The following is an 18,571-nucleotide window of genomic DNA, read 5'->3' as shown; positions in this document are numbered from 1 at the left end:
TCACTTCGTGACGAGATCGACCGGCGTCTCGACCACGCCCGACATGTCGGCCTGCTTGCGATGCTCGGCGATCGCCTTGAGCGCCGTGTCGATGCCGAACACGGCCTGCTTCGCCGCGTACTGATCGGCGGTCGCGAGCACGCGGCCGTCCTTCAGCATCGGCTTGATCGCGTTGATGTTGTCGTAGCCGACCACGAGCACCTTGCCCTGCTTGCCGGCCGCGCGCACGGCCGACACCGCGCCGATCGCCATGTTGTCGTTGCCGCACAGCAGCGCCTTCAGGTTCGGGTATTCGTTGAGCATCGCGGCGGCGACCGCATTGCCCTTGTCGATCTCCCATTCGCCGGACTGCACCGACACGACCTTCATCCCGCCCGCCTTCATCGCGTCCTGGAAGCCGGCCGTGCGCTGCTGCGCGTTCGTCGTCGTCGACACGCCTTCGAGGATGCCGACCTGGTCGCCCGCCTTCAGCTTCTTCGCGAGGTAATCGCCGATCTTGCGCGCGCCCTTGCGGTTGTCCGGGCCGACGAACGGCACGTTCAGGTTCTTCGACTTCAGTACGTCGGGATCGAGCCGGTTGTCGATGTTCACGACGATGATGCCCGCGTCGACGGCCTTCTTCACGACCGGCACGAGCGCCTTCGAATCGGCCGGCGCGAGCACGATCGCGTCGACCTTCGACACGATCATCTGCTCGACGATGCGGATCTGGTTCGCGGTATCGGTCTCGTCCTTGATGCCGTTGGTGATCAGGTCGAACTGGTTCGCGTTGTGCTTCTGGTAATCCTTCGCGCCCGTTTCCATCGTCAGGAAGAACTCGTTGGCGAGCGACTTCATCACGAGCGCGACCTTCGGCTTGGCCGTGGCTTGCGCATGGGCGACCGGTGCGGCGGCGACCGCGACGGCGGCGAGCGCGGCGGTCAGGAAGCGACGGCGAAAGAGGACATTCATACACATCTCCTGGCGACTGGCCCAACGGGCCGGACTATTGTTCGACTGTTGTTTTAATGTGAGCAAACGTTTGCGCCACACTACCCGGGCAATGGCCATCGATGCTGCTGTCGGTACCACGGAATGGAAGCGAGGCAGACGGCCGACTGCCTGACGCGCGCTGTCGTTGACGCGCCACCGCCGGCGGGAAGCCGGCGGAGTGAAGGTATGCTGTACCGATTCGCTTCGACGCGCAACCTGTCTGATCAATATTTAAGGGTTTATTCGGAGCGCGACATCACGCCGGGTCCCGCGGCGCGGGCTCGTCTTCATCGGCCGAAGGCGGTTCCCCGAACCGGTTCGCATGCGGCGTGCCGGCGATGAAGCCGTTCATCACGAACAACGCGAGCGCGCCGACGATCGGGACGAACATCAACAGCATCCACCATCCCGACTTGTCGATGTCGTGCAGCCGCTTCACGCCGACCGCGATCGACGACCACGCGGCCACGACCGCGACGACGATCAGCGCCAGCATCGCCGGCAGCGACGGATCGTCCTGCGTCGAGCCGCGCGAACCCGCATCGATCACCGCGCTGAGCACCGTGGAAACCAGCACGTAGATCCACCACGGCAGACGCCCGATCCGGCCTTCGAACGAAAAGAGCAACCATTTCAGATCCATTGTTTACCTCTTCGTCACGCGTGTTGCGTGCTGCACGATAGGTTGCCGAATGTGCCGGAACGGATAAGCCGTGTGCATTGTTTTTGCGAATGCGCACGGCTTGCGGGCTTCGCGTTGCGCACCGCGGCCCGGCGTGGCGGATTGCGCCGCAGTTGCGAACCGGCCAGTAAGCAGGATGGCCGACGCGCGGCGCGAACGCGCGTCACTCGGCATTCACGCGCATTGAATCACATTTGTCGGGCTACGTATCGTCCGGCATGCCGGCCGAATGGCTGAACCCGACGCGACGCGTTCGGGCATGCCGGCGTGTTCTTGTCGTTGTCCGGGCAATCGAACCATGTCGTTCGCCGCGGATGGCGAAGCAGCGGATCGGGAAAACGCGATTGCGATCGATGTTTCGATCAGCCGGATGACCATGACGGCAGCAGATCGGCCGCCGCCTCGCGATGCAGGGCATCCGGTGAAACGTGCGTCGGGCCATCCGCGACGATCGCGCGGATGGCGCACGACGCGCGGTCGTCAGACGGTTTCGCGCAACAGCCCTGCGATTTCCGCTTCGTTCAGATGCGGCGCGAACATCTCGATCAGCCGGTACGCATACGCGCGCAGGAACGCCCCCTTGCGCAGCCCGACGCGCGTCGTGCTCGCTTCGAACAGATGCTGCGTATCGAGCGCGACAAGCCCCGTGTCGCGCTGCGGATCGTAGGCCATCGCCGCGACGACGCCGATCCCCATCCCGAGTTCGACGTAGGTCTTGATCACGTCCGCATCGATCGCGGTCAGCACGACGTCGGGCACCGCGCCTGCCTGCGTGAACGCCTGGTCGATGTGCGAGCGGCCCGTGAAGTCCTGGTCGTACGTGATGATCGGGTATTCGGCGATTTCGTCGAGCGTCAGGTTCTCGCGGCCGACGAGCGGGTGGCCCTTCGGCACGACGACCGTGTGATGCCACGAATAGCACGGGAACGTGACGATGTCCGGATAGCGGTCGAGCGCCTCGGTCGAGATGCCGAGATCGGCCTCGCCGTTCAGGATCATCTGCGCGATCTGCTGCGGGCTGCCCTGGCGCAGCGCCAGATGCACCTTCGGGAACACGTCGGTGAACTGCCGGATCACCTTCGGCAGCGCGTAGCGCGCCTGCGTGTGCGTCGTCGCGACGACGAGGTGGCCGCTGTCCTGGTCGGCGAACTGGCGCGCGACGCGGCGCAGGTTCTCCGCGTCGAGCAGCATCCGCTCGATCAGCTGGTGCACGGCCTTGCCGGGTTCCGTGAGCCCCGTCAGCCGCTTGCCGCGCCGGATGAAGATGTCGACCCCCAGTTCGTCCTCGAGATCCTTGATCTGCTTCGACACGCCCGACTGCGACGTGTACAGCACGTTCGCGACTTCCGTCAGGTTCATGTTCTGGCGCACCGCTTCGCGCACGAACCGCAATTGCTGAAAATTCATGGGTATGCCTCTTAGGCTGTCGTTGTTTGATTGTCGAATCGGAGCATTTTGCGCCCCCTGCCCTGTCTGCCTGCGTCAACTCGCGGGAAACACCCGCACGGCCCGCGGCACGGCCGTCGCGCCGTCGCCGACCTGCAGCGACAACGCGCGCCACGCATCGCGGTCGAGTTCCGCCTCCAGCGCGCCGCCGGTGCGCGCCTCGAGCTCCACGCGCACCGAGCCGCCGAGCGGAATCACGCGGCGCACGTCCACCGCGATGCCGTCGCGGTGCCCTTCGGCGGTCGGCCACAACTGCAGGTCGTGCGGCCGCACGTACGCGTTCGCCGGGCCCGCGAAATCGGCGTCGACCTCGATCGGCGCGGCCGCGCCCTCGGCCACGAAGCCGCGCCCGGCAACCGTGCCCGGCAGCCGGTTGGCCGCGCCGAGGAACTCGTACACGAAGGCGCTCTGCGGATGATCGTAGACGTCCTGCGGGCTGCCGACCTGCTCCACGTGCCCGCGGTTCAGCACGACGATGCGGTCCGCGACTTCCAGCGCCTCCTCCTGGTCGTGCGTGACGAAGATCGTCGAGATGTGCAGATCGTCGTGCAGGCGGCGCAGCCAGCCGCGCAGCTCCTTGCGGACCTTCGCGTCGAGCGCGCCGAACGGTTCGTCGAGCAGCAGCACTTTCGGCTCGACCGCGAGCGCGCGGGCGAGCGCGATGCGCTGACGCTGGCCGCCCGACAGCTCGGACGGATAGCGCTGCGCGAGCCAGTCGAGTTGCACGAGCTTCAGCAGTTCGTGCACCTTGTCGCGGATCGCGCTTTCCGACGGCCGCTCGCGGCGCGGCTTCACGCGCAACCCGAACGCGACGTTCTCGAACACCGTCATGTGGCGAAACAGTGCGTAGTGCTGGAACACGAAGCCGACCTGGCGATCGCGCGCGCCGACCGACGCGACGTCGAGCCCCTGCAGCACGACCTGGCCGGCATCCGCGTGCTCGAGGCCCGCGATCACGCGCAGCAGCGTGGTCTTGCCGCAGCCGGACGGCCCGAGCAGCGCGACCAGCTCGCCGGGCGGGAAGTCGAGCGAGACGTTGTCGAGCGCCGTGAAATCGCCGAAGCGCTTCTGAAGGTTACGGACGGTGATACCCATTCTGGTTGCCTCTTTACGATTTCGACGAAACGGCGGCGACGGGGCCGGCATGTGCGGGAACGGCGTCGCGCGCACCGGCCAGTTCGGCGGCGAGGTGGCGCTCGGCGAGCAGCTTCAGCGCGAGCGTGACGAGCGCGAGCAGCGCCAGCACCGACGCCACCGCGAACGCCGCCGCGAAGTTGTATTCGTTGTACAGGATCTCGACGTGCAGCGGCATCGTGTCGGTCACGCCGCGGATGTGGCCGGACACGACCGACACCGCGCCGAATTCGCCCATCGCGCGCGCATTGCACAGGATCACGCCGTACAGCAGGCCCCACTTCACGTTCGGCAGCGTCACGCGACGGAAGATCTGCCAGCCCGACGCGCCGAGCACGCGCGCGGCTTCCTCCTCGTCGGTACCTTGCGCCTGCATCAGCGGAATCAGCTCGCGCGCGACGAACGGGAACGTGACGAAGATCGTCGCGAGCACGATGCCCGGCACCGCGAAGATGATCTGCACGTCGTGCGCCTGCAGCCACGGCCCGAGCCAGCCCTGCGCGCCGAACAGCAGCACGTACACGAGGCCGGAGATCACCGGCGACACCGAGAACGGCAAATCGATCAGCGTCGTCAGCAGCGCCTTGCCGCGAAATTCGAATTTCGCGATCGCCCACGACGCGCACACGCCGAACACGAGGTTCAGCGGCACGGCGATCGCGGCGACGGTCAGCGTCAGCTTGATCGCCGACCACGCGTCGGGATCGGCGAGCGATTCGAGATAGAAGCCGACGCCCTTTCTCAGCGCCTCGACGAACACCGCGGCAAGCGGCACGACGAGGAAGAACGCGAGAAACGCGAGCGCAATGCCCGTGAGCAGCCAGCGCACGACGCGCGACTCGCTGACGGGGTCGAGCCGCTTCGCGGCGCGCGCGGCCGGCGACGGGGTTTTCAGCACGACGGTGGCCTCCTGGCTCATTGCTGGCCTCCTGCCGCGACGGCGTTGACGGTGACGGGCGCGGGGCCGCTCGCGCCCTTGCTCGTCCTGCGCTGCAGATACCACTGCAGCGTGTTGATCAGCAGCAGCATCAGGAACGACACCACGAGCATCACGACCGCGAGCGCGGTTGCGCCCGCGTAGTCGTACTGTTCGAGCTTCGTGATGATCAGCAGCGACGTGATCTCGGACTTCATCGGCACGTTGCCGGCGATGAAGATCACCGACCCGTATTCACCGAGCGCGCGCGCGAACGCCAGCGCGAACCCGGTGAGGAGCGCCGGCAGCACGGCCGGCAGCACGACGCGGCGAAACGTCAGCCAGCGCGATGCGCCGAGGCACGCGGCGGCCTCTTCCTGCTCGCGCTCGAAATCCTCGAGCACCGGCTGCACGGTGCGCACGACGAACGGCAGCCCGATGAAGGTCAGCGCGACCAGCACGCCGGCCGGCGTGAACGCGATCTTGATGCCGAGCGGCGCGAGATACTGGCCGACCCAGCCGTTGGTCGCATAGACGGCCGCGAGCGAGATGCCGGCGACCGACGTCGGCAGCGCGAACGGCAGGTCGACGATCGCGTCGACGAGGCGCTTGAACGGGAACGTGTAGCGCACGAGCACCCACGCGACGAGAAAGCCGAACACGGCGTTGATCAGCGCGCCGCCGAGCGCGGACGCGAACGTCAGCCGGTACGACGCGAGCACGCGCGGCGACGTGACGGCGGTGACGAACTGGTCCCACGACAGCGTCGCGGTCTTCAGGAACGTGGCGGCGAGCGGGATCAGCACCACGAGGCTTAAATAGGCCACCGTGATGCCGAGCGTCACGCCGAAACCGGGCAGCGCGCTCGGCTTGCGAAAGGTGTACGTCGTCATCGGATGCTCTTGCTGGGTCGATGCTGCTCATGGGTCCGACGCAAACGCCGGCGCAGTGAATCGCGCCGGCGGCCCGTCGGGGATGCGGCGCGCTGTCGTGGCGCGCCGCTGTCGTTATGGCGTTACTGCGGCTTGTAGATCGAATCGAACACGCCGCCGTCCGCGAAATGCGTCTTCTGCGCATTCGTCCAGCCGCCGAACGTATCGTCGACCGTGTACAGCTTCAGCTTCGGGAACTGCTTCGTGAGCTCCGCCGGCACGTTCTTCGAGCGCGGCCGGTAGTAGTTGCGCGCGGCGATCTCCTGGCCCTGCGGGCTGTACAGGAAGTTCAGGTACGCGTCGGCCAGCTTGCGCGTGCCCTTCTTGTCGACCACCTTGTCGACCACCGCGACCGGCGGCTCGGCCAGGATGCTCACCGACGGCACGACGATCTCGAACTTGTCGGTGCCGAATTCCTTCACCGACAGGAACGCCTCGTTTTCCCACGCGATCAGCACGTCGCCGATCCCGCGCTGCACGAAGCTCGTGGTCGCGCCGCGCGCGCCCGAATCGAGCACGCCTGCGTTCTTGTAGAGCTTCGTGACGAATTCCTTCGCCGTCTGCTCGTTGCCGCCCGGCTTGTGCACCGCGTACGCCCATGCGGCCAGGTAGTTCCAGCGCGCGCCGCCCGACGTCTTCGGGTTCGGCGTGACGATCGAGATGCCCGGCTTGGTCAGGTCGTCCCAGTCCTTGATCCCCTTCGGGTTGCCCTTGCGCACCAGGAACACGATCGTCGACGTGTACGGCGATGCGTTGTCGGGCAGGCGCTTCTGCCAGTCCTTGCTGACGAGCCCCTTGTTCGCGAGCGCGTCGATGTCGTACGCAAGCGCCAGCGTGACGACGTCGGCCTGCAGGCCGTCGAGCACCGAGCGCGCCTGCGCGCCCGAGCCGCCGTGCGACTGCTTGAAGTTGACGGTCTCGCCCGTCTTCGCCTTCCACTCCTTGCCGAACGCCTGGTTGAAGTCCTGATACAGCTCGCGCGTCGGGTCGTACGACACGTTCAGGAAAGTCGTATCGGCCTGCGCGTGCGTCGCGACGCCCAGCGCCGCCGCCGCGCCCAGCGCGAGTGTTGCGATCAGGCGGCCCACTCCGCCCACCAGCCCCGTATTGCGCTTGCCCATCCTTGGTTCTCCAGTGTTGTCGGTATTGCGATGTCGGGCCAGTCTAGCGAACGGGTTACATGATTAAAAATAATCGTTCCTCATTTTTTAATACTCAAAAGTGCTAACGCAGACGGGATGGACGGTTGCGGCAGATGAACCGGCGTCCGGGCGTCGCGAAATCGCGTCGGAACCGGCGCGATCGCGTCGAACCTCAAGTAACACTTGAAATTCCCGAACTACTGTATAAAAATACAGCTCACTGTCTATCCATACAGTTGAGCCATGACCAAACTCACCGCCCGTCAGCAGCAAGTGTTCGACTTGATCCGTCGCGCGATCGAGCGCTCCGGATTCCCGCCCACCCGCGCCGAGATCGCGGCCGAACTGGGCTTCAGCTCGCCGAATGCGGCCGAGGAGCACCTGCGCGCGCTGGCGCGCAAAGGCGTGATCGAGCTGGCAGCCGGCGCGTCGCGCGGCATCCGCCTGCTCGGCATCGACGATGCCCCGCACCAGTTCACGCTGCCGCATGCCGGCCTGATGCAGCTGTCGCTGCCGCTCGTCGGCCGCGTGGCAGCCGGTAGCCCGATCCTCGCGCAGGAGCACATCTCGCAGCATTACGCGTGCGATCCCGCGCTGTTCTCCAGCAAGCCCGACTACCTGCTGAAAGTGCGCGGCCTGTCGATGCGCGACGCCGGCATCCTCGACGGCGACCTCCTCGCGGTGCAGAAGCGCACCGAAGCGAAGGACGGCCAGATCATCGTCGCGCGTCTCGGCGACGACGTCACCGTCAAGCGCCTGATGCGCCGGCCCGGCGGCCTCGAGCTGATCGCGGAGAACCCTGATTACGAAAACATCTTCGTCAAGGCCGGCAGCGCGGAATTCGCGCTGGAAGGCATCGCCGTCGGACTGATCCGATCAGGCGAACTCTGACATTCCGTCTCGCTGAGGAGAACATCATGGAACGCCTTTCCCGTCTGCTGCCTTTCCGTCAATTCGGCCGCCTCCGTCACTTGCGCGGCCGGACGCCCTGCGCACCGCTGTCCGCGGCGGCGCCCGTGCAAGAAGAAGTCGCAGTCGAACGGCAGGCGTCCCTGCTGCCGTCGGCGCTGCCCGCTTTCGCGCGGGTCTCGCTGAACGCCGGCCTGAATCACGCGGAACCCGCGCGCCGTGCGCCGGTGCGTGTGTATCACGGCCGTTCGCGCCTGATCATGGTCGGCACGATCGATGCCGTGTGCCGGATGATCGATCGCTGCATCGCCGAGGAACGATCGGCTACGCCGGGCGGTCTCTGATTGCGGAACCTGTCCGCACCGGAGGCAACGTGACCGGATCGCCGCGCCGCGCATGGCGGCTCAAGCCCCTGTTGATCGTCGTGCTGGCCGTCGCCATCGTCGCGGCGATCGGCTATGCGTACGCGTCGCCGTACATCGCGATCGGTCGCCTGAAATCGGCGATCGATGCGCGCGATGCGCAGGCCATCAGCGAATATGTCGATTTTCCGTCGCTGCGCATCAGCCTGAAGCAGCAAGTCACGGAAGAGTTGATGCGCCGGATCGACGCAGTGAAGAAGGACAATCCGTTCGCGGTGATCGGTGCGCTGATCGGGGCCGCGCTGATCGGCCCGCTCGTCGATGCCTACGCGACGCCGGAAGGCGTGGCCGCGTTGATGAGCGGATTGCCGCCGCGCGGCAATCCGGGTGAGCGCCCACCTGAATGGTCGAATCCGCCGCCGAGCAGCCCGCCGGCCGCGCCATCCGCCAATCCGGCTCCGGCGAGCACGGTCACGCCGGGCAGCAACGCGGCTGCTACCGCCGCATCATCGCCGCCTGCGCCCGCCGCCGTACCGGCCAGCGCGGTCGATGCCGCACCATCACCGCATCCGCAGCAAACCAGCGCCGGCTACCGGAATATCGACGAATTTGTCGTGACCTATCAGCGCAGTGCCGACGGCACACGCTATGCGGCGATCTTTCACCGCTTCGGGCTGTTTTCGTGGAAGTTGTCTTCGATCGACCTGCACGCCTAGCAGGCCGCGCTCGACGCTCGCGCCGCCGAAGCGGTGCGGCACCTAGCCGGCACGCATCACCGGCCAGATAGCCATCGAGTCTTCAGATCATTTGCCGTTCGCCGTCGCGGCTTCACGCTCGCGCGCGATTTCGGCCTTCTGCTCTTCCGCCGACGAACACGCAACCAGGATGCTGCAGTTCACGCGATCGAGCAGTTGCGTGTTGCCCGAGCCCATCCACCATCTCGATAGCCCGCTGCGGCATCGATGGCCGACCACGACGAGGTCGACCTTCAGCTCCGTCGCGAGATTCGCGATTTCGTCGATCGGATAGCCGAACGCGAAATGGCCTTCGGCCTGCACGCCGCGTTCGCGCAGCCAGTTCACCCCTTCCTGCAGGATTTCACGCGCGGTTTCCTCGAACCGGCCGCACGCGACGTCGGTCAGCAAACCGGCGCTCTGCGCGATGCTCGAGCGCATGTCGACGACCGACAGCAAATGCGTCTCGGCCTTCAGGTCCATCGCGAGATTGGCGCCGCAACGCAGGGCCTTGCGCCCTTCGAGCGTGCCGTCGTAACACAGCAGAATCTTGTTGTAGCTAGCCATGAAACCTCCCTGTCGCCAACGAGCCTACGTATTCATCATGGTGCGCCGCAATTCAGGACGCAAGGGATGGAAAACGCTGATTCGCCCCGCTCGGCGCGTGCGCAATGATGCGGTGCACGATCGGTGCGCGCATGCATCGCACCGTGCAGGGATGCGCTGAAGAGACGCAGCCGATGCACTAGAATGGCCCGTTCGTACTCCAGCGGGCCATCGGGCGCCGGCGTCGTGCGCTTCGGTCATGCCCATGTGACTCGCAATCGTCCGATCGGTTCGCACGCCGGCCACGCATCCGGCAGCGGAATGCGTCCGCGCCCGCTTACAACGACGACCTGCCCATGTCCGTTGCACCGATCGATTTCCGGAACGTCGAAAAGCACTATGGCGACAAGCTCGTCGTCAACGATCTGTCGTTCACCGTCCAAGCCGGCGAATGCTACGGCCTGCTCGGGCCGAACGGCGCCGGCAAGACCACCACGCTGAAAATGCTGCTCGGCCTCGCGCATCCCGATGCCGGCACCATTTCGCTCTGCGGCGAACCGGTTCCAGCGCGTGCGCGGTTTGCGCGCCGGCGCGTCGGCGTCGTCCCGCAGTTCGACAATCTCGACCCCGACTTCACCGTGCGCGAGAACCTGGTCGTCTTCAGCCGCTATTTCGGGATGTCGGCGCAGGCTGCGCGCGCGCTCGTGAAGCCGCTGCTCGAATTCGCGAAGCTCGAGAACAAGGCCGATGCGAAGGTCGGCGAGTTGTCGGGCGGCATGAAGCGCCGCCTGACGCTGGCCCGCGCGCTCGTCAACGATCCCGACGTGCTGGTGCTCGACGAGCCGACGACGGGCCTCGACCCGCAGGCGCGTCACCTGATGTGGGAACGGCTGCGCTCGCTGCTCGCGCGCGGCAAGACGATCCTGATCACCACGCACTTCATGGAAGAAGCCGAACGCCTGTGCGATCGCCTGTGCGTGATCGAGGAAGGCCGCAAGATCGCCGAAGGCGCGCCGCACGCGCTGATCGAATCGGAGATCGGCTGCGACGTGATCGAGATCTACGGGCCCGATCCGGCCACGCTGCGCGACGAGCTGTCGGCGTTCGCGAAGCGCACCGAGATCAGCGGCGAGACACTGTTCTGCTACGTGAGCGATCCGGAACCGCTCAGCGCGCGGCTCAAGGGTCGTACGGGGTTGCGCTATCTGCATCGCCCGGCCAATCTGGAAGATGTGTTCCTGCGGCTCACGGGTCGCGACATGCAGGACTGATCGATCATGGACGTGCGCAATTATTCCGCCGCCGCACCGTCGGCACCGCCGCGCGTGTCGCGCTTCGCGATCGCGATGCCCGCGAACGCGACCAACTGGATCGCCGTCTGGCGGCGCAACTATCTCGTCTGGCGCAAGCTCGCGCTCGCATCGATGTTCGGCAATCTTGCCGATCCGATGATCTATCTGTTCGGGTTGGGCTTCGGGCTCGGGCTGATGCTCGGCCATGTCGACGGCGTGTCGTATATCGCGTTCCTCGCGGCCGGCACGGTGGGGTCGAGCGTGATGATGTCCGCGAGCTTCGAGTCGATGTATTCCGGTTTCTCGCGGATGCACGTGCAGCGCACGTGGGAAGCGATCATGCATACGCCGCTCGCGCTCGGCGACATCGTGCTCGGGGAGATCGTCTGGGGGGCCAGCAAGGCAATGCTGTCGGGGGCCGCGATCATGCTCGTCGCGGGCGCGCTGGGTTACGCGCAGTTTCCGTCGATGCTCGCGGCGCTGCCCGTGATCGCGCTCGCGGGCCTCGCATTCGCAAGCCTCGCGATGATCGTCACGGCGCTCGCGCCGTCCTACGACTTCTTCATGTTCTACCAGACGCTCGTGCTGACGCCGATGCTGCTGCTGTCGGGTGTATTCTTCCCGACCGCGCAGTTGCCGCCGCTCGCGCAGCACGCGGCGCAGGCGCTGCCGCTCGCGAACGCGGTCGAGCTGATCCGGCCCGCGATGCTCGGCCGGCCGGCGGCCGACGTCGCGTTGCACGTCGCGGTGCTCGCCGGCTACGCGGTGGGCGGCTTCCTGCTGTCCGCGTGGCTGTTCCGGCGGCGGATGATGCGCTGACGGCCGGCGCACCGGGCGCCGGCTTCATGCCTTCACGCGACGACGTTATTCGTCGTCGTCGCTCCACGGGATCTCGACGTCGGTCAGGAACGCGACGGTCGCAAGCGGCCCCCCTTCCTGGCGGCCGAGCTTGCCGTCCGCGCGATGCCATTCGACACGGAACTGCGTACCCGGATCGTCGGCAATCAGATAGACCGTGCGCAGCTCTTCCTTGTCGGCTTCGTCCACCGGGCCGTCGAACGACACCAGCATCTTCTGCGGCCACAGGCCGTTGACCGGATCGTAAATGCGGTCGCCCTGCGGAATGTCGATGCTGGCCTCGACGCCGATGGTTGCGGAAGCCTCGATGATCATCGTGCCGAGTGCGTTCAGCACGGCCGTCGCCCGCGCGGAATTGGCCTGGCGGATCGCGAGATCGCCGCGCGTCAGCGCCTTTTCGAGTCGAGGATGAATCTTCGGTTGGGTCATGCGTTTTCCTGTTTGCTTCTTGTAAATGGCGCCGCATACGTGAAACAGCAGCGCCGGGTGAATACGACGATTACGACGATTGCGCCCGACTGGCGCGCCGCCTGCGCGTGTCAGAACCCGAGCGCGACCGCGAGCAGGCCGCTCGCGATCCCGAACACGACGACGAGGATCGCGACGATGGCCAGCATGTAAGGCTTGAACGAACGCGCGAGCATCGCGAGCGACGGCACGCTGATCGGCGGCAGCGTCATCAGCAGCGCGGCGGCCGGGCCGACGCCCATGCCGAGCGACAGCATCGCCTGGATGATCGGCACCTCGCCGGCCGTCGGGATCACGAACAGCATGCCGGCCACCGCGAATGCGACGATCCAGCCGAGATGATTGCCGATGTCCGGACCGATATGCGGGAACAGCCACGCGCGCGCGGCGCCGAGCAGCAGCACGAGCACGATGTATTCGGGCACGAGCCGCACGGCCATGCGCGCGAGCAGCTTCATCCAGCGGACGAACGGATTGCCGGCCGCGGCCTGCTCGGCCGCCAGCGCGGCGAGCTGCGCGTCGTCGATGCTGCGGTCTTCAGGGCGTGCGATACGGTTCAGCAAATAGCCGATCCCGAACACCATCGCGATGCCGAGCACGAGGCGCAGCGCGCTCCAGTGCCAGCCGAGCACGAAGCCCATGAAGACCAGCGCCGCCGGGTTCAACACCGTATTGCCGAGCCAGAACGCGACCGCGCCGCCCGGCGACGCGTGGCGCGCACGCAGCCCCGCGACGACCGGCGCCGCGCAGCACGTGCACATCATGCCGGGCAGTGACAGCAGACCGCCGGCGGCGACGCTGCCGAAGCCGGTGCGGCCGAGCACGCGCGCGACCCAGTGCGCGGGCAGCAGCGCCTGCACGGCCGAGCCGAGCAGCAGGCCCAGCACCATCGCCTGCCAGATCGCCTTGCCGTACGCCCACGCGTAGTCGAGCGCGGCCTTCAGCGACGGCTCGGGTGCAGCCGCCGACGTGCCCATCAGGATCGACTGTCCGATCGAATGATGTTCGGCCGCAACGAACGCCTTGTTGTAGTACGGGAACCATTTCACATAGAACAGGCCCGCGACTGCGATCAGCAGGAAGGTCATCCAGCCGAGGGCCGGACTGGGTTGGGTGCGTGTAGTCGTCATCGTGTGGTCGTCGATTGGTCTTGGTCGGTTGCGGATGTCGCGCCCGCGGCCAGCGCGGCCGATGCGGGCAACCCGGCTCGCGCGAGTTCGGCCAGCAGCGCATGCGCCTGATCGCGCACGTCGGCCGCGTTGGGCCGGAACGTGAACGTCAGTGCCCGGTTAGGCTTGTCGTACGTCGCGCGGTAGGTGCGCGCATAGGCGGGATCGTAATGCCGGTCGATCAGCTCGGTGAACAGTTCGGCCCGCGCGTTCGCATCGATCAACGCCTTCCAGTGCGTCACCTGTTCGCGGCTGTGCAGGCCGATCAGCCGATGGAGCTGCGCCTTGAAGGCGTCCGGTTGGTCGAACAGGTGCGCGTAATCGTCGAGGAGGAATGCGATGCGCTCGTCGTGCGCCGCGTCGACATGCACCCACGGCCCCGCGTGAAACGCTTCGATCAACGCGATCGGCAACTGCACGAGCCCGATCCGACGGCTTTCCGACTCGACGAACACCGGCCATTCGGGGTCGAAACGACCCAGCGTCTCGACGAGCCCCGAATCGAACCCCTTCTGCGACGGCTGCGGCTTGCCCGGCAGCGCGCCGAGCAGCGAACCGCGATGGCACGCGAGCGCCTCGAGATCGAGCGTTTGCGCACCCGCATCGCGCAGCGCGTTCAGCAGGCGCGTCTTGCCGCAGCCCGTATGGCCGACGAGCGCGATGTAGCGAAAGCGCGTCGGCAGCGAGTCGAGCGTCGCGCACACCGACTGGCGGTACGACTTGTAGCCGCCATCGAGCTGGCGCGCCTTCCAGCCGATCAGGTTGAACCAGGTCGTCATCGAGCCCGAGCGCTTGCCGCCGCGCCAGCAGTAGATCAGCGGCCGCCAGTTGCGCGGACGATCGGCGAACGTCGTGTCGAGATGGCGCGCGATGTTGCGCGCGACCATCGCCGCGCCGACCCGCGTCGCCTCGTACGGCGACACCTGGCGATACATCGTCCCGACGAGCACGCGCTCCTCGTTGCTGAGCACGGGCGCGTTCAGTGCGCCGGGGATATGGTCCTCGGCGAACTCGAGCGGCGTGCGCACGTCGATGATCTCGTCGAACTCGCCGGCGCGATCGAGGGTGACAATCAGGTTCTTCAATTTGGCGTCGAACAGGGGCGATGCGACTCGATGAGCCGCATGGGCGCGGAAGGCGGATTGACGATTATCTCACGGCCGGCGTCTCGGGCCGCGCGCGGCGGCCGGCGGCCGCGATGCGGCCTGCATCGTGTCGATCAGATGGTCGCGGAACGCGCGAACCGACGCGGGCAGATCGCGCCCCGCCATCGTCTGCACCTGGATGCTGCGCTCGCGCAATTGCGGGTTCGTCAGGGGCACGACGACGAAGCCGTCCGCGGCGCAGCGGTCGCGCACCGACAACAACCCCGTGAACATCACCGCGCCCGTGCGCCGCGCGTAGCCGTACATCGCCGCCGTGTTGTTGCTCGTCAGCTCGGGCTCGAGCAGCAGCCCGTCGAGCGCGCACGCGATGTCGATCAACTGGCGCACCGTCGTGCCGGCCTCGGGCAGCACGTGCGGGTGGCGGGCCACATCGGCGAGCGACACCGCATCGCGCGTCGCGAGCGGATGGTCGTGCCGCACCAGCGCGAAGATCGGCGCGCGCCCCGTATGCTCGACGCGCACGCCTTTCTCCGGCGCGAGACTGAAGCTCAACGCGACATCCACGTCGCCGTCGCGCACGCGCCGCGTCGCATCCGCCGGCGACACGACCCACACGGAGAAATCGACGCCCGGATGGCGCGCCTTGAAGCTGGCCAGCGTACCGGGCAGGAAATCGATCGCGAACCCTTCCGAGCACGCGATCTTCAACAGACTCCCGTGCAGCGCGTCGAGCCCGCCGATGTCCTTCATCACGTGCTCGGCTTCCAGCAGGCTGCGCTGCGCGAACGCCAGCAGCCGCTCGCCGGCCTCCGACAGCGCCATCCCGCGCGGCCGGCGCTCGAACAGCGGTGCGCCCAGCTCGCTTTCCAGCTTCGCGATCTGGCGGCTGATCGCCGATACCGCCACGTGCAGCCGCGCTGATGCATCGCTGATCGAGCCGGTGCGCGCCACTTCGACGAAATAGCGCAACGCCAGGCCATGCAGGAAAGCCGCCATCGTTCTGTCTCCGGGCCGCGACCGGCCGCGCTGCTTTGCCTTTTCGGCAAAGAAAGGTTCGAAATTCGATCATTGTGACAAAAAAAACGGCTTTCTAGAATCGATCGCACTTCAAGCCGCACGCCCGCTCCGGCGCATGCAGCGAACCCGACGAAGGAGACACGACTTGAGCCGTACCGCCGCCATCCAGCACGCGCTGAACCAGTTCGAATCCGGTGCGTTCTTCACGACCCTGAGCCGCCGCGTCGGGCTGCGCACCGAGAGCCAGGACAGCGGCAACGATGCCGCGCTGCGCGCCTACCTGACCGACGAGATCGCGCCCGAGGCCGCCCGCCTCGGTTTCACGTCGCGGATCGTCGACAATCCCGTCGACGGCGGCGGCCCGTTCCTGCTCGCGTCGCGACACGAAGACGACGCGCTGCCGACCGTGCTGATCTACGGCCACGGCGACGTCGTGCGCGGCTACGACGCGCAGTGGCGCGCGCCGCTGTCGCCGTGGACGCTGACGGCCGACGGCGACCGCTGGTACGGCCGCGGCAGCGCCGACAACAAGGGCCAGCACACGATCAACCTGGCCGCGCTGGCCAGCGTGCTCGCCGCGCGCGGCGGCCGTCTCGGTTTCAACGCGAAGCTGCTGATCGAGATGGGCGAGGAAACGGGCTCGCCGGGCCTCGACGCCCTGTGCCGCCAGGCGCGCGACGCGCTCGCGGCCGACGTGCTGATCGCGTCCGACGGCCCGCGCATCTCCGCCGCGCGCCCGACCGTGTTCCTCGGCTCGCGCGGCGCGGTCAACTTCAAGCTGAGCCTGCGCGCCCGCGACGGCGCGCATCACTCCGGCAACTGGGGCGGGCTGCTGCGCAATCCGGCGATCGTGCTCGCGCATGCGCTCGCGAGCCTCGTCGACGCGCGCGGCGCGATTCGCGTCGCGGGGCTGCGCCCGCCGCCGATCCCGGCCGCCGTGCGCGACGCACTCGCCGATCTCAGTGTGGGCGGCGGCGCCGGCGACCCGGCGCTCGACGCCGACTGGGGCGAGCCCGGCCTGACCGCGCCCGAGCGCGTGTTCGGCTGGAACACGCTCGAGATCCTCGCGTTCAAGGCTGGCAATCCCGAGCATCCCGTCAACGCGATTCCGCCCGTCGCGTATGCGCACTGCCAGCTGCGCTTCGTCGTCGGCACCGACTGGGAAGCGTTGCACGCGCACCTGCGCACGCACCTCGATGCGCACGGCTTCGCCGACATCGAGATCGACGTCGAGCGCGGCGCGCCGGCCACGCGTGTGCCGCCGGACGATCCGTGGGTGCGCTGGGCCGTCGCGTCGCTCGCGCGAACCACCGGCAAGAAGCCGGCAATCCTGCCGAATCTCGGCGGCACGCTGCCGAACGAAGTGTTCGCCGACACGCTCGGGCTGCCGACGCTGTGGGTGCCGCACTCGTACCCCGCGTGCTCGCAGCATGCGCCGGACGAGCATCTGCTCGCGAGCGTCGTCAGCGAGGGGCTGCAGATGATGGCCGGCCTCTTCTGGGATCTCGGCGACGACGCGCCGACCGTTCGCCGCGCGACTCACGCCGCGGCCAGCGCCCTGTAACGCGCTTCGCCCTCTCACGGGACCTGCATACACGATGAATACGACCACCCTGACCTCGCAGGACGCCACGCGCCCCAGCGCCGCGAAAATCCGGCGCATCATCTTCGCGGCGTCGATCGGCAACGCGCTCGAATGGTTCGACCTGATCGTCTACGGCTTCTTCGCGGTGACGATCGCCAAGCTGTTCTTTCCCGCGACGAGCGAAGCGACGTCGCTGATGCTCACGCTCGGCACGTTCGGGCTGTCGTACCTGATCCGGCCGATCGGCGGCTTCGTGCTCGGCGCCTACGCGGACCGCGCGGGCCGCAAGGCGTCGCTGCTGCTGTCGATCGCGATGATGATGGTCGGCACGCTGCTGATCGCGCTGATGCCGACCTACGCATCGATCGGCCTACTCGCGCCGCTCGGGATCATGCTGTCGCGGCTGATGCAGGGCTTTTCCGCGGGCGGCGAATTCGCGAGCTCCACCGCGTTCCTCGTCGAGCACGCGCCGCAGCGGCGCGGTTTCATGTCGAGCTGGCAGTTCGCGAGCCAGGGCCTGGCGACGCTGCTCGCATCGGGCTTCGGCGCGCTGCTTACCGCCACGCTGACGACCGCGCAACTCGAAAGCTGGGGCTGGCGCGTACCGTTCCTGTTCGGGCTCGCGATCGGCCCGATCGGGCTGTACATCCGCCGCTACGTCGACGAAGGCGTCGAATTCAAGACGCAGGCGCGCTCGGAAGCCCCCGTGCGCGAACTGTTCGCCGATCAGAAGCTGCGGCTGCTGCTGTCGATCGGCGCGCTCGTGATTTCGACCGCGATCAACTACATGGTGCTGTACATGCCGACCTATGCGATCAAGCAGCTCGGGCTGCCCGCGTCGACGGGCTTCGCGGCGACGCTCGCGACCGGTTTCGTGCTCACCCTCGTCACGCCGGTCGTCGGCCACCTGTCCGATCGCACCGGGCGGATTCGCATGATGGCGGTCGCGGCGGTCCTGATGCTCGTCACCGTGTACCCGACGTTCGCGTGGCTCACGCGCCATGCGTCGTTCGCCACGATGATGGCCGCCCTGGTCTGGATCGGTGCGCTGAAGGCGATGTACTGCGGCGCGCTGCCGGCGCTGATGGCCGAGCTGTTCCCGTCGCAGACGCGCGCGACGGGCCTCGCGGTCAGCTACAACACGGGGGTCACGCTGTTCGGCGGCTTCGCGCCGTTCGTCATCACCTGGCTGATCAGCGCGACCGGCAACCGGCTGTCGCCGGCGCTCTACCTGATGGGCTGCGCGCTGCTGAGTCTCGCCGCGCTGTTCGTCGCGCGCACCCGGCTCAAGATGCGATAAC

19 protein-coding genes are annotated in these 18,571 nt (G+C 67.2%); 7 read left to right on the top strand and 12 right to left on the bottom strand.

The annotated features are described in order from the left end of the window. From WJ16_RS08045 to WJ16_RS08015, 7 genes are all read right to left on the bottom strand, one after another. Positions 1–951 (bottom strand): sugar ABC transporter substrate-binding protein, encoded by a 951-nt coding sequence (locus tag WJ16_RS08045; RefSeq protein ID WP_069256605.1) that lies wholly within the window; start codon positions 949–951, stop codon positions 1–3. Positions 952–1,228: 277 nt separating this feature from the next. Then, entirely contained in the window at positions 1,229–1,615 is a 387-nt protein-coding gene (locus tag WJ16_RS08040) for a DUF805 domain-containing protein (RefSeq protein ID WP_069256604.1), read from the bottom strand. A 519-nt stretch (positions 1,616–2,134) separates the two neighbouring features. Continuing rightward, positions 2,135–3,061 (bottom strand): CysB family HTH-type transcriptional regulator, encoded by a 927-nt coding sequence (locus tag WJ16_RS08035; RefSeq protein ID WP_069256603.1) that lies wholly within the window; start codon positions 3,059–3,061, stop codon positions 2,135–2,137. Between the two features lie 75 nt (positions 3,062–3,136). Then, entirely contained in the window at positions 3,137–4,195 is a 1,059-nt protein-coding gene (locus tag WJ16_RS08030) for a sulfate/molybdate ABC transporter ATP-binding protein (RefSeq protein ID WP_069256602.1), read from the bottom strand. Between the two features lie 13 nt (positions 4,196–4,208). Beyond that, positions 4,209–5,153, bottom strand: a complete 945-nt coding sequence (gene cysW, locus WJ16_RS08025) for a sulfate ABC transporter permease subunit CysW (RefSeq protein ID WP_069256601.1) — start codon at positions 5,151–5,153, stop codon at positions 4,209–4,211. Continuing rightward, a complete protein-coding gene (gene cysT, locus WJ16_RS08020) occupies positions 5,150–6,043 on the bottom strand; it encodes a sulfate ABC transporter permease subunit CysT (protein ID WP_069256600.1) in 894 nt (297 codons plus the stop codon). The genes cysW and cysT overlap by 4 nt, the downstream gene beginning before the upstream one ends. A gap of 122 nt (positions 6,044–6,165) precedes the next feature. Continuing rightward, complete coding sequence (locus tag WJ16_RS08015) at positions 6,166–7,203, bottom strand: sulfate ABC transporter substrate-binding protein (protein ID WP_069256599.1); 1,038 nt, start codon at positions 7,201–7,203, stop codon at positions 6,166–6,168. A 264-nt stretch (positions 7,204–7,467) separates the two neighbouring features. Between WJ16_RS08015 and lexA the strand changes: the two genes are divergently transcribed. From lexA to WJ16_RS08000, 3 genes are read left to right on the top strand one after another with little or no spacing between them, the layout of a single operon-like run. After that, on the top strand, positions 7,468–8,115 hold the full coding sequence (gene lexA / locus WJ16_RS08010) for a transcriptional repressor LexA (protein ID WP_009689103.1): 648 nt from the start codon (positions 7,468–7,470) through the stop codon (positions 8,113–8,115). Between the two features lie 26 nt (positions 8,116–8,141). Next, entirely contained in the window at positions 8,142–8,477 is a 336-nt protein-coding gene (locus tag WJ16_RS08005; RefSeq protein WP_043182727.1) for a hypothetical protein, read from the top strand. Between the two features lie 29 nt (positions 8,478–8,506). After that, positions 8,507–9,211, top strand: coding sequence for a DUF2939 domain-containing protein (locus WJ16_RS08000; protein WP_069256598.1), 705 nt, complete (start codon positions 8,507–8,509; stop codon positions 9,209–9,211). A gap of 87 nt (positions 9,212–9,298) precedes the next feature. Here WJ16_RS08000 and WJ16_RS07995 read toward each other — a convergent pair whose 3' ends face one another. Then, a complete protein-coding gene (locus WJ16_RS07995; protein WP_069256597.1) occupies positions 9,299–9,796 on the bottom strand; it encodes a universal stress protein in 498 nt (165 codons plus the stop codon). Positions 9,797–10,131: 335 nt separating this feature from the next. On the opposite strand from WJ16_RS07995, the gene nodI reads away from it, so the two are divergent. After that, positions 10,132–11,046, top strand: coding sequence for a nodulation factor ABC transporter ATP-binding protein NodI (gene nodI / locus WJ16_RS07990; RefSeq protein WP_069256596.1), 915 nt, complete (start codon positions 10,132–10,134; stop codon positions 11,044–11,046). Between the two features lie 6 nt (positions 11,047–11,052). Continuing rightward, a complete protein-coding gene (locus tag WJ16_RS07985; RefSeq protein WP_069256595.1) occupies positions 11,053–11,886 on the top strand; it encodes an ABC transporter permease in 834 nt (277 codons plus the stop codon). 45 nt (positions 11,887–11,931) lie between these two features. On the opposite strand, the gene WJ16_RS07980 is transcribed toward WJ16_RS07985, so the two are convergent. The 4 genes from WJ16_RS07980 to WJ16_RS07965 all read right to left on the bottom strand — a co-directional run bounded on the left by WJ16_RS07980 (position 11,932) and on the right by WJ16_RS07965 (position 15,664). After that, on the bottom strand, positions 11,932–12,354 hold the full coding sequence (locus WJ16_RS07980) for a hypothetical protein (RefSeq protein ID WP_069256594.1): 423 nt from the start codon (positions 12,352–12,354) through the stop codon (positions 11,932–11,934). Between the two features lie 110 nt (positions 12,355–12,464). After that, on the bottom strand, positions 12,465–13,523 hold the full coding sequence (locus tag WJ16_RS07975; RefSeq protein ID WP_069256593.1) for a permease: 1,059 nt from the start codon (positions 13,521–13,523) through the stop codon (positions 12,465–12,467). Beyond that, a complete protein-coding gene (gene mnmH / locus WJ16_RS07970; RefSeq protein WP_069256592.1) occupies positions 13,520–14,647 on the bottom strand; it encodes a tRNA 2-selenouridine(34) synthase MnmH in 1,128 nt (375 codons plus the stop codon). The genes WJ16_RS07975 and mnmH overlap by 4 nt, the downstream gene beginning before the upstream one ends. A gap of 69 nt (positions 14,648–14,716) precedes the next feature. Next, positions 14,717–15,664: a LysR family transcriptional regulator gene (locus WJ16_RS07965; protein WP_069256591.1), complete on the bottom strand. Its 948-nt coding sequence runs from the start codon at positions 15,662–15,664 to the stop codon at positions 14,717–14,719. Between the two features lie 166 nt (positions 15,665–15,830). Here WJ16_RS07965 and WJ16_RS07960 point away from each other — a divergent pair, with 166 nt between their 5' ends. Together WJ16_RS07960 and WJ16_RS07955 are read left to right on the top strand one after the other, a co-directional pair. After that, positions 15,831–17,249 (top strand): M20 family metallopeptidase, encoded by a 1,419-nt coding sequence (locus WJ16_RS07960; protein WP_069256590.1) that lies wholly within the window; start codon positions 15,831–15,833, stop codon positions 17,247–17,249. A gap of 34 nt (positions 17,250–17,283) precedes the next feature. Then, the gene (locus WJ16_RS07955; RefSeq protein WP_069256589.1) at positions 17,284–18,570 is read left to right on the top strand and encodes an MFS transporter; all 1,287 of its coding nucleotides are present in this window, start codon (positions 17,284–17,286) and stop codon (positions 18,568–18,570) included. Position 18,571: the final 1 nt, after the last annotated feature.

The organism is Burkholderia metallica, from assembly GCF_001718555.1.
GTDB lineage: Bacteria > Pseudomonadota > Gammaproteobacteria > Burkholderiales > Burkholderiaceae > Burkholderia > Burkholderia metallica.
This window is presented reverse-complemented; position numbering and strand designations above follow the sequence as displayed.